This is a genomic window from Streptomyces sp. NPDC014801 (assembly GCF_043082085.1).
GTDB lineage: Bacteria > Actinomycetota > Actinomycetes > Streptomycetales > Streptomycetaceae > Streptomyces.
Genome location: NZ_JBIBXG010000002.1, coordinates 597,559 through 607,114, shown reverse-complemented (window position 1 = coordinate 607,114; position 9,556 = coordinate 597,559). Strand labels below are relative to the sequence as shown.

The window sequence follows — 9,556 nt, the reverse complement described above, 5'->3', positions numbered from 1 at the left end:
CCCCTAGAAATCACCGACTTAGCGCGCCATTCTTGCATGGCGCATGGAAGGGAGGCCCTGAGTGCTCCAAACCCCACGTCGGCCCTGCCTCTACACCAGACTGTCATGGGCCCCGGATGGTTCTCTGGAAAAGTGCGAGCGCCAGGAGGAGCTGGGCCGTGAGTACGGCAGTCGGCTCGGCTGGCCGGAGTTCTGCTGCGTCTACGTCGACAACAGCCGCAGCGCCTGGCAGCGCAACCGCAAGCGGCCCGACTGGGAGCGGATGCTGCTCACCCTCGACCGGGACAGCAGCAGGCTCATCCCGACGGACCCCAAGGCGAACCATCACCACGACGGGATCATGACCTATCACGGCGACCGGCTCATCCGGCAGCCGTACGACCTCGAGCTGCTGCTGAACATCGCCGACACCCGGCACATCCCGCTCGCCTCCGTGTCCGGGGTGAAGGACCTGTCCAACCCGGACGACCGCTTCGTGCTCCGGATCGAGGCCGCCCAAGCGTGCCGAGAGGTCGACAACCTCTCCCGGCGCCGCATCGACGGCTACACCCGGCAGGTCCTCAGGCACGGCAAGTGCCAGCAGGGCGGGCTGCGTCCCTTCGGCTGGGGCGCGCCCACGGGCAAGACCCGCACCAAGGCCGACCCGGAGACCGGCGAAGAGTACGAGGAGCCCGTCCTCGACTTCAACAAGCCGGTCGAGGAGGAAACCAAGCACCTGGCGATCGTGGCCAGGCGGATACTGGCCGGCCTGTCCATCAACGGCGGCATCAGGTACATGAACTCGGTGTCGCGGACCACTCAGGGCGGTCTGTGGTCCTCCGGTGTCCTGTGGAATGTGCTCACCGCACCGCGTATCGCTGGGCTCATCGAGCGCAACGGCGTCCTGTACAAGGCGCGGTGGGACGCGGTCATCTCCAACGAGGAACGCGAGGCGCTGATCGCCCTGCGCGACCAGAAGCGCCGAGAGAAGCCCAACCCGGGACCCGCACGGAAGTACCTGCTCACCGGCGCGCTCCAGTGCGACAGATGCGGGTCGACGGAGTTCCAGGCCAAGCCGAAGCGCAAGACCGACCCCAGCCGCGTCTACGACTGCCGGTCCTGCCACATCTCCCGCGACGTCGAGCACCTGGACGCCTACGTCACCGGGCGGACCCTGCGCCTGCTGAACAGCCCGCGCCTGCTCGCTGAGCTGCACGCGGCGGCAGCGGACGGCACTTCCGACACCGCTGCGCAGATCACGGCGCTGGAGAAGCGCAAGGCGCAGACACGCGAGCAGCTTGAGGCGCTCGCCGACAACCCGGACGTCGATCCCGCCCTGGCACTGACCGCGCTCGCGAGCTTCGACAAGAAGATCAACGAGCTGCGCAGCCAGCTGGCGAAGTCGTCGGCGCAGCGGCTCCTGGTGCGCATGGCCGGCATCAGCCGGGAGGCGTGGGAGGCAGAACCCATCGACACACGCCACGAGGTGATCGCGTCCCTCTGGCGGATCGAGGTGCTCGGGAAAGGCCGGTTCGGCCCCGGCTTCAACCCGGCGAGCGTCGAGCTGCACCGGAAGTCGCTCAGAGCCGAACCGGAGGCGTCACGCGTCGAGGCAGATGTGATGAAGCCCGACGATGCTGTGGGCGTGGGCGCACAGTAGCGCGGACGGAGTCGCCGGCGGGTGCGTCGTCGGTGACGGCGCACCGGACGGCGGTGAGCCGGGCCCGGACTGGGGCGGGCTCTTCGAGCCGGTCGGCGCGGTCGCCCTCGATGCGCCTGCCGCCGGGCCGCGGGTCCTCGGCGGCCGGCTACGGATGCCCAGCGACGCCACCGCCTGGGCGCGGCCCGGCGAGCTGGGCTGCTGGCTCAGCATGGGCGTCGGGGGCCAGCCCGGTGTGGGACTGCCGGGGGGCCGCGCGGTCTGGCTGGACGTCGGCGAGATCGCGACGGTGGGGATGTCGCGGCCTTGGTCCGGGGGCGGGGCGCCGGGGGTGTCGAACAGGACCCACAGGGCGGTCGCGGCGGCGGCCGTAGCTCCCGCCGCGGCGGCGAGGACGGGGCCTCGGTGTTGGCGCGCGGCGGCGAGGACGGGGCCTCGGCGCTGGCGGGCGCGGCCGCGCAGCGTGGCGGCGATGCCGGCCAGCCCGCCCAGGTAGAGGGCGAGATGCCGTTTCCGGCGTACGGGGCGGCTTACCTCCAGGTCGTCTAGGGGTGTCGATCCTGCGTAACCGATCTGGCGCAGGATCCTTTCGCTGTCGCGCTCGACGCGTAGCTGTGTGAGCTGCCAGCTGAGATCTCTCAGCTGCCGGAAGAGCAACGCCACGACAAGAGCGATTGCGCCGAGTGCGCCCGCGAGAATGACGTCCATTCCCACTCCCTGCGAGCAGCACACGGATTCGGATGCTTGTGCGGTTTCTCAGGGATGAGAATGCGCCATACAGGTACCACGCCAGTTGCATATATGTGGATCGTGACTGATCCGTTACACAGCTCTGGCCATGGGGTAACTGGGCGCTCTGATCAGGGTGTTAAGCGCTGCGGCCCTGGGGCTCCTGGGGTGCCGACGGCTCCGCCGCGGCGGCCTCCTTCTCCTGAGCCTCGATCTTCGCGGCCAGGGTGCGCAGCAGAAGCGCCTTCTCGCGGGCCGATCGCGGTCGCTCGTCCAGCGCGTTCAGGATGACCTTCTGCTGCCACTCCTCGAGCTCGGCGAAAGCGCCGGCCTCGGGGGGCGGCTCCGGCGTGGGCGCCTTGGAGCGCTCCATCTCGCGGAGGATCTCCACGGCCTCGCCGCGGCCGGTCTCTGCGAGCCGGTCGGAGGTGATGCCCAGCGTGAAGGCCATGTGGGCGAGCGTGATGTCAGGGGCGATGACGGGAGTGTTCGAGTCCTTGCGCCAGCCGCGCTCGATCTGCCGCCACCTGCTGCCGGAGAACTTGATCTCCATGCGTGCGGCTGCCGTTTCGGGGCTGAGGCCGGCCGCCTCTCGCACGAGGCGGATGAGCGTCGCCTCCGGCGGTGGGGGTGTCGCCGGTGCTCCCATGACCGTCTCTCCCCTGTCTGCTGCTTGCACTTTCTTGGACTGTATCGAACTCCGACAGGGGAGCGCATAGGGCTCCCCACCAAACCTCCACACGCGGATTCGTGCCATACGGTTCGCCTAACGGGGCAAGTCAAAGAAAGTCACAGTTACCGATCGGTAGTGGCTTGTACTCTTCGACTGAGTCTCATACAGTCTTTGACATGAGAACCCCAGTGGATCCGATACGGCTCAACCGCCGTCGGGTGGAAAAGGGCCTGAGCCAGACGGACCTGGCCCAGGCAATGGGGGTCAGCAAGTCGCTCGTGAGCGCGGTCTCGCGCGGCAAGGCGAACTTCTCCCCGCAGGCGCTGGCCAAGGCGGCCGACGTCCTGGGCTGCGAGATCGCTGACCTCCTCCCGGAGGACGACGCCGCCTTCCACGCGCTCACGCAAGGGCCGGCTTCCTGATGGCCGGGCGCATCTGCCGCACCGCGGACGAAGCCTTCACCGCCGGGTGGGAGGAGCCGTGCGACCACGGCCACGCCAACCCGGGGGAGTGCCCGACGTGCGGCCTGACCGACGAGGAGATCGCCCGGTTCGTGGTCCTCCTCAGCGACCTGGCCCAGTCGGCCTCGGCGCCGGTGCAGGACGCGGCCTGATGCGCTCGCCGCTCGAAGCGGTCTGCCGATGGGTCTGCGGAGCCTGCGGCCACCGCAACCCCGTGTGGCGGATGCAGTGCCGCCGCTGCCGCTCGGACCGGCCTCTCGGCGCCTGAACGCACTGAGGGCCCGCCGTGCCCGCGGCGAGCCCTCGGCCCACCAGCCATCACCTTGAGGAAGAAGAAGGTGGACCCGATGCACACCAGCATCGCACACGCCGATCCCGTACTACCGGGGCCGACGTTCGTTCCCCCGCTCCACATCGCCCGCGCCCAGGCCCGCCAGGCCCTCGCCGAGGCCAACGCCCTCGACCTCGACACCGCCAACTCCTTCGCCATCGCCCGCCACTTCGGCGGCCTGTGCGAGACGCTGCGCGAGGTCCTGGCCGCCCTCGACGCCGAGGACGCCAAGCAGGACGACCAGCCGCCGGCCGTGGAGGCCGAGGACATCGCCGAGACGCAGCGGATCATCACCGCCGTCCCGTCCGGACCCTGGCGCGCCGAGGCCAGTGAGCACGGCGCCCCGGTGTCCGTGGGCCCGATCTGCTGGCTGGAGACGTACGACGGCGACCACCAGGTGCCCGTCATCGAGTTCATCAGCCACGCCCGCGAAGCGCTGCCCCGCTACATGGGGGAGGTCTCCCGGCTCCGCCAGCGCACCGCCCTGCTGGAGCGGATGAACGGCGGTGCACGGCATGGCCGTTAAGCCCCCCGCCTTCGCCTGGGCCCGCAAGCTCGACGCCGACCAGCTCGCCGCGTTCATCGAGGACCTGTGGGGCGCCGCCTCCGGCGACGACGACCTGAAGACGCTCGACGCCATCGAGAAGGTCATCGCCGAGCACCGCCCAACCCGGGCCTGCCCGCTGACGAAGCAGCAGCTCGAGGTGCTCACCCTGGTGGCTGCCGGTGAGACGTACGAGAGTGCCGGGCTCCGGCTGCACTTCTCCGCGGACAGAGTCAAGAACTTCTGCACGGAGATCTACACCCGGCTCGGCGTGCGCAACGCGGCCCACGCCGTGGCGCTCGGCGTCCACTTCGGCTGGCTGAGCGACATCCGGATCCCCGAAACGGTGACCACGCCGGTGACGTACGACCCGCGCACCTGGCGCGCCATCTACCGCAAGAGCGCCGCTCAGATGCGAGAGCAGCCGGGCGTGCCGGTAGAGATCGGTCCCTACACGTCGGTCAGCGGCGCTCAGAACGCCGCCATCCGCATGCGGAAGGGCCTGTGGGAGGAGTTCCAGCCCGCCGGGTCCTTCGAGGCCAAGCAGCAGCGCACCGACGCCGGCTACTTCGTCATCGTCGCCCGCTACGTGGGCGACCCCGCCAATGCAAAGAGGGCCGCACGATGAGCGCCCGCACCCCCTACCAGCACAGCCTTGCCGTCGAGGACAGCTGGCTCAGCGAGATGACCCGCCGGGAACTGCGCGACCTCGCCGAGCGGTTCCCCGCCGGTGCCCGCATCCGGCACGCCCGCGGCCGGGAGGGCACCGTCGCCCTGGACCAGGTCGCGCACATCCCTGGTCGTCACCTCGGCGTCCCGGCCTCGGTCTGCCTGCAGGACGGCGAGCCGATGGTGTTCGCCCACTGGGACAACGACCAGGGCCTCCTCTGGGGCGTCTGGGTGCCCGTCGCGCTGGTGCGGCACGGCAGCGCCGTCCCGGCAGCCAACCGGCCTGGCAACAAGGCGCGGACGGAGGCCCGGCGATGAGGTACGCGATCATCGCCGCCGACGGCGATCTCACCCACCACGATGGTGACCTCGACTGGGACGCCGTGATCGGCCCGGAGGGCAAGGACCGGGTGCGCCTGCACCCGTCGCTCGCGGTGGCCGCGTTCGTCAACGACGTCGGCCTGTACTACCCCGACCGCTACCCCCGCAACGTCGTCGGCTCCTGCGTGCTGGCCTCGTTCGGCGCGCCCGTCCAGCCCTACGCGGGACCGATCGTGTTCACCGGCTGGGACCCCGCCAACACACCGCTCGGCCTGTCGGAGATCTGCTCTCTGCCCCAGCCCGTGGAGACACTCGACACGGTGCACGGCGACGTGCTCAAGGCACTGGCGAAGCAGACCCCCCGCGAACTGTCCCCGTCGTGGGCGGAGTCCATGCGGGAGATCGCCGACCACGTCCGCACCGCGCCCACCCCCGGCCTCACGCTGCGGACGGTGAGGCTGCCGTGAAGACCACCCGTCGCACGTCAACGTCACCCTCCGCGGATTCGCGTCCCGCGGGCCAGGGAGCGAAGGCAGGAGAGGAGTCTCCGAACGCTCCGAAGACCCCGCCTGCGTGCGACGGGTCCCCGACCACCCGCCCGGAGTTCACGTCATCCCCGGCCGCCTCTGGCACATGGGCCGCCGAGGAAGCGAAGGCAGACGAGGGGCAGGTCCGTTCCGCCGCCCCCATGACCCTGCCTGCTCCGGGCGGGTCCCAGACCGCCCGTACGTCGTTCACGTCACCCGCAGCCGTCCAGAGGAGCGGCGCAGCGGGAGCGAAGGCCGAAGAGGAGTCGCCTGGACAGACTCCGGCTCCAGTGACCCGGCCTGCGCCGTACGGGCCCCACACGGCCGGGCCGGAGGGCCTCGTCACACCCTCCGGCCCGGTCACCCCCACCGCCCGCCTGCTGCTACCCGCCGGCGCCCCCGAAGACGTGTGGCGCGCAGCACGGCAGGCCGGTGCCGGTGGTTCCGACGTCGCCGCGATCCTCGGCATGGACGGACACGGCGGCGCGCTGCGGGTGTGGCTGGAGAAGACCGGCCAGGCACCCGAACGGCGCGACACCCGCCTGGAGCGGTCCGCCCGACGCGGGCAGCGCCTGGAAGGCCTTGTGGCGGAGTTCTTCGCCGAAGAGTCCGGCCTGATCGTGCTCGACTCGCCCGGCACGCTTCAGCACGTCGACCACCCGCACTGGATCGCCAACCCCGACCGGCTCACCGCAGCCCCGGACGCCGCCGACCGCGACGACCTGGGCGTCCTGGAGTGCAAGACCCGCACCTGGCGCTCCGCCCACACCGAGGGCTGGAACGGCGACCAGCCCCCGGACCGGCCCGCCATCCAAGCCCACTGGTACCTCACGGTCACCGGCTACCGGTACGCGCACGTCGCCGGGCTCATCGACGACGACCTGACCTGGTGGCGGATCGAGCGCGACGAGGAACTGTGCGGCCTGCTCGCCGACGCAGTCGACCGGTTCTGGCACAACCACGTCCTCGCCGGGATCCCGCCGAAGCCGGACGGCACCGACGCCGCCACCGAGCTGCTCGCCCGGCTGTGGGACGCCCGCCCGGAGGCCACCGTCGAGGTCGACCCCGTCGAGGCGATGCTGCTCACCCAGCGCCGCCGGGAGCTGAAGGAGCAGATCGCCGGCCTTGCCCACGCGCTGACCGAGACCGAGAACCAGATGCGCGCGGTCGTGGGTGACGCCGAGGTCGCCACGATCGGCGGCCGCGAGGTCTACAGCTGGCGGCAGAACGGCCAGTTCGCCCACGCCCGCTTCCGGCAGGAAGAGCCCGAGCTCGCCGCCGAGTACACCCGCCAGGTCCCCGCCGTCGACACCGAGCGCCTGGCCGCCGACCACCCCGAGATCTACCGCAAGTACAGGGCGCGCGTGCTGCGCGTGCCCTCGGAAGGATGACGATGTCCGACCTCAAGGACCGCGTGAAGCAGGCCGCCAGCGGCCAGGACGACGACCAGCCGCCCGAGCAGGCCCCGGTCACCGACCTCGCCGTCGGCGACAGCGCCCGCCAGTGGCTTCAGCGCCGCGGGACGTTCTTCGCCGACGCGCTGCCCCGGCACGTCGACAAGGCCCACTTCATGGCCGTCGCTCATTCCCTGCTGCCGAAGTTGAAGAACTGCACGACTCCGTCCATCCACACCGCGCTGCTCGCCTGCGCCCGCTTCGGCCTCGAGCCCGACGGCCGCCAGGCCGCGATCATCCCCTACAAGGGGATCGCGACCTTCCAGCCGATGTACCAGGGCTACATCGAGCTGATGTACCGGCATCCGCGGGTTGACTCGGTGCACTTCGGCTGGGTGCGGAAGAACGACGAATGGGACTACGAGCCCACCGCTCCGTCCCCCCACGACTTCCGGCACCGGCCCCGTGTCGATCTGACGGAAGAGGAGCGCGGGCCGGTCATCCTCGCCTACGCGTTCGCGTGGATCGACGGCCGCCGCTCCCAGGTCATCATCCTCAACCGCGACCAGGCCACCAAGATCCGGGACAAGTACTCCAACGCCTACAAGAAAGCGGAACGCGAGGGCACCAAGGACAGCCCTTGGCACACCGACTTCGACGCCATGTGGGCCAAGAGCGCCGTGCGCCGCCTGGTCAAGGTCGTGCCCACCTCCACCGAGCTGACCGAGCTGATCCAGGCCGACGACGACATCGACGACGACCAGGCCGCGCCGCCCGTCATCCGCGGAACCGTCATCGCCCGCGACGACCAAGACGACGACCAGGCCACCACCACGGCAACGTGGCCGGCCACCGCGCAGCCCGGCAGCGGCGACCGCAACGCCGAGGGCGGTGAAGGCGCGTGAACCGCAAGCAGTGGGAGGAAGAGGCAGCGCGCCTGCGCGAGCAGGGCCTGATCCCGATGACGCCCGCGGACTGGAGCTCTGAGCGGGCCCTGAGCATCCTCCGGGAGAACCGCCGCCGCTACGCCCACACCCCGGAAGGCCAGGCACTCGACCACTGGGGTGAGCAGCTGGTCGAGGCCATCGCGCAGCACACCGACGTCGCCCCGGCCGAGGTCTCAGCCGTGCTCCTGTTCGCCTCCTCCTGGCTGGCCGGGATCGCGGTCGTCTACCAGATGCCCGCGGCGATGGTCACCAACGTCATGGGCGCAGCGGCCGAGCTGCTCGACATGCAGACGAACGGCGGTGACCGGCGATGACCGCGCCCGCCCTCCAGCTCACCGTGTACGGCACCCCGGGTCCGCAGGGGTCGAAGAACCGCAACGCGGCCGGCGCCCTGTACGAGTCGTCGTCCAAGGTGAAGCCCTGGCGGGACGCCGTGAAGTCGGCCGCGCTGGACGCGCTGCACCACGACGACGCCTGGCGGCCGCTCGACGGCCCGGTGCTGCTGGACCTGGTGTTCAGCCTGCGCCGCCCGAAGGGGCACTACGGCTCCGGCAGGAACGCGGGCCAGCTCAAGCCGTCCGCGCCGTACTACCCGATCAGCAAGCCCGACCTCGACAAGCTCGTGCGGGCCACGCAGGACGCGTTGAAGGACGCCGGTGTCCTCGCCGACGACAGCTGCGTCACCGACGTGCGCACCGCCAAACGCTTCGTGCTCACGGGCGACGACACCCTCCGCACTCCCGGCGCCGTCATCCGCGTCTGGCGCCTGACCGACCCCAGCAAGGAGCCCACCCCGTGACCCAGCTCAAGTTCGACGCCAAGGTGTCGGCGTCGGCTCAGGAGGCCTTGGAGCCGCACATCCGGGCCGTGTACGACGTGCCCGCTTCCCGGCGTCTGTTCATCGGCGAGTTCGCCGCGATCGAACGCACCGAGCCCGCCCCGGGCACCGAGAAGGAAGCGTCGGTCAAGGTCCGCATCGTCTCCCTGGAGTTGCCCAACGAGGGCCAGGAGGGCTACGTCCGCGAGGCGCTGCGCTTCCTGCACCTCCAGCGCACCGCCCGCGGAACCCTCGACGACGACGGCCTGGTGGAGCTGGACGAGTCCACGCTGCGGCTGACCGGCGGCCAGCTCGCCTACATGGAAACCGCCCGGCTGCGCGCTGGCCTGGCCAACTGGGCCAACTACGCCCGGCGTGTCCTGCACACCGCGAACCTCACGACGACCGAGGTGCTGCACGAGCTGAAGACCGTCGCCGACGGCCTGAGCGCCGTTCTCGACGGCGCTCGAGGTGACGACGCCTGACGCCCATGAGGCCCATGAC

The 9,556-nt window shown here is 70.6% G+C and carries 14 protein-coding genes; 12 read left to right on the top strand and 2 right to left on the bottom strand.

The features are described from left to right. Positions 1-61: 61 nt before the first annotated feature. Positions 62-1,639, top strand: coding sequence for a recombinase family protein (locus ACF1AL_RS06455; protein WP_391779159.1), 1,578 nt, complete (start codon positions 62-64; stop codon positions 1,637-1,639). Here ACF1AL_RS06455 and ACF1AL_RS06450 read toward each other — a convergent pair. Together ACF1AL_RS06450 and ACF1AL_RS06445 are read right to left on the bottom strand one after the other, a co-directional pair. Beyond that, entirely contained in the window at positions 1,580-2,347 is a 768-nt protein-coding gene (locus ACF1AL_RS06450) for a hypothetical protein (protein ID WP_391779158.1), read from the bottom strand. The genes ACF1AL_RS06455 and ACF1AL_RS06450 overlap by 60 nt on opposite strands. Before the next feature lie 160 nt (positions 2,348-2,507). Continuing rightward, positions 2,508-3,017 carry a hypothetical protein gene (locus tag ACF1AL_RS06445; protein WP_391779157.1) on the bottom strand — a complete coding sequence of 170 codons (510 nt, stop codon included), beginning with the start codon at positions 3,015-3,017 and terminating at the stop codon, positions 2,508-2,510. Positions 3,018-3,217: 200 nt separating this feature from the next. On the opposite strand from ACF1AL_RS06445, the gene ACF1AL_RS06440 reads away from it, so the two are divergent. The 11 genes from ACF1AL_RS06440 to ACF1AL_RS06390 all read left to right on the top strand — a co-directional run bounded on the left by ACF1AL_RS06440 (position 3,218) and on the right by ACF1AL_RS06390 (position 9,537). After that, positions 3,218-3,463, top strand: a complete 246-nt coding sequence (locus ACF1AL_RS06440; protein ID WP_391779156.1) for a helix-turn-helix domain-containing protein — start codon at positions 3,218-3,220, stop codon at positions 3,461-3,463. Continuing rightward, on the top strand, positions 3,463-3,654 hold the full coding sequence (locus tag ACF1AL_RS06435) for a hypothetical protein (RefSeq protein ID WP_391779155.1): 192 nt from the start codon (positions 3,463-3,465) through the stop codon (positions 3,652-3,654). The genes ACF1AL_RS06440 and ACF1AL_RS06435 overlap by 1 nt, the downstream gene beginning before the upstream one ends. A 195-nt stretch (positions 3,655-3,849) precedes the next feature. After that, a complete protein-coding gene (locus ACF1AL_RS06430; RefSeq protein WP_391779154.1) occupies positions 3,850-4,359 on the top strand; it encodes a hypothetical protein in 510 nt (169 codons plus the stop codon). After that, positions 4,349-5,005: a LuxR C-terminal-related transcriptional regulator gene (locus ACF1AL_RS06425; protein ID WP_391779153.1), complete on the top strand. Its 657-nt coding sequence runs from the start codon at positions 4,349-4,351 to the stop codon at positions 5,003-5,005. The genes ACF1AL_RS06430 and ACF1AL_RS06425 overlap by 11 nt, the downstream gene beginning before the upstream one ends. Beyond that, the gene (locus tag ACF1AL_RS06420; RefSeq protein ID WP_391779152.1) at positions 5,002-5,364 is read left to right on the top strand and encodes a hypothetical protein; all 363 of its coding nucleotides are present in this window, start codon (positions 5,002-5,004) and stop codon (positions 5,362-5,364) included. Before ACF1AL_RS06425 ends, ACF1AL_RS06420 begins: the two co-directional genes overlap by 4 nt. Beyond that, positions 5,361-5,834, top strand: a complete 474-nt coding sequence (locus tag ACF1AL_RS06415; protein ID WP_391779151.1) for a hypothetical protein — start codon at positions 5,361-5,363, stop codon at positions 5,832-5,834. Before ACF1AL_RS06420 ends, ACF1AL_RS06415 begins: the two co-directional genes overlap by 4 nt. 350 nt (positions 5,835-6,184) lie before the next feature. Further along, a complete protein-coding gene (locus tag ACF1AL_RS06410) occupies positions 6,185-7,285 on the top strand; it encodes a YqaJ viral recombinase family protein (RefSeq protein WP_391779150.1) in 1,101 nt (366 codons plus the stop codon). 2 nt (positions 7,286-7,287) lie between these two features. Next, positions 7,288-8,193 (top strand): recombinase RecT, encoded by a 906-nt coding sequence (locus ACF1AL_RS06405; protein ID WP_391825468.1) that lies wholly within the window; start codon positions 7,288-7,290, stop codon positions 8,191-8,193. Further along, positions 8,190-8,549: a hypothetical protein gene (locus tag ACF1AL_RS06400; protein ID WP_391779148.1), complete on the top strand. Its 360-nt coding sequence runs from the start codon at positions 8,190-8,192 to the stop codon at positions 8,547-8,549. Before ACF1AL_RS06405 ends, ACF1AL_RS06400 begins: the two co-directional genes overlap by 4 nt. Continuing rightward, a complete protein-coding gene (locus ACF1AL_RS06395; protein WP_391779147.1) occupies positions 8,546-9,034 on the top strand; it encodes a RusA family crossover junction endodeoxyribonuclease in 489 nt (162 codons plus the stop codon). Before ACF1AL_RS06400 ends, ACF1AL_RS06395 begins: the two co-directional genes overlap by 4 nt. Continuing rightward, positions 9,031-9,537, top strand: coding sequence for a hypothetical protein (locus ACF1AL_RS06390; protein ID WP_366839041.1), 507 nt, complete (start codon positions 9,031-9,033; stop codon positions 9,535-9,537). The genes ACF1AL_RS06395 and ACF1AL_RS06390 overlap by 4 nt, the downstream gene beginning before the upstream one ends. Positions 9,538-9,556 lie beyond the last annotated feature (19 nt).

Excerpts from the sequence above, each read along its gene's own strand:
- ACF1AL_RS06430 (WP_391779154.1), top strand. The coding sequence starts at position 3,850 with ATGCACACCAGCATCGCACACGCCGATCCCGTACTACCGGGGCCGACG.
- ACF1AL_RS06435 (WP_391779155.1), top strand. The coding sequence starts at position 3,463 with ATGGCCGGGCGCATCTGCCGCACCGCGGACGAAGCCTTCACCGCCGGG.
- ACF1AL_RS06450 (WP_391779158.1), bottom strand. The coding sequence starts at position 2,347 with ATGGACGTCATTCTCGCGGGCGCACTCGGCGCAATCGCTCTTGTCGTG.
- ACF1AL_RS06440 (WP_391779156.1), top strand. The coding sequence starts at position 3,218 with ATGAGAACCCCAGTGGATCCGATACGGCTCAACCGCCGTCGGGTGGAA.
- ACF1AL_RS06425 (WP_391779153.1), top strand. The coding sequence starts at position 4,349 with ATGGCCGTTAAGCCCCCCGCCTTCGCCTGGGCCCGCAAGCTCGACGCC.
- ACF1AL_RS06405 (WP_391825468.1), top strand. The coding sequence starts at position 7,288 with ATGTCCGACCTCAAGGACCGCGTGAAGCAGGCCGCCAGCGGCCAGGAC.
- ACF1AL_RS06415 (WP_391779151.1), top strand. The coding sequence starts at position 5,361 with ATGAGGTACGCGATCATCGCCGCCGACGGCGATCTCACCCACCACGAT.
- ACF1AL_RS06445 (WP_391779157.1), bottom strand. The coding sequence starts at position 3,017 with ATGGGAGCACCGGCGACACCCCCACCGCCGGAGGCGACGCTCATCCGC.
- ACF1AL_RS06420 (WP_391779152.1), top strand. The coding sequence starts at position 5,002 with ATGAGCGCCCGCACCCCCTACCAGCACAGCCTTGCCGTCGAGGACAGC.
- ACF1AL_RS06395 (WP_391779147.1), top strand. The coding sequence starts at position 8,546 with ATGACCGCGCCCGCCCTCCAGCTCACCGTGTACGGCACCCCGGGTCCG.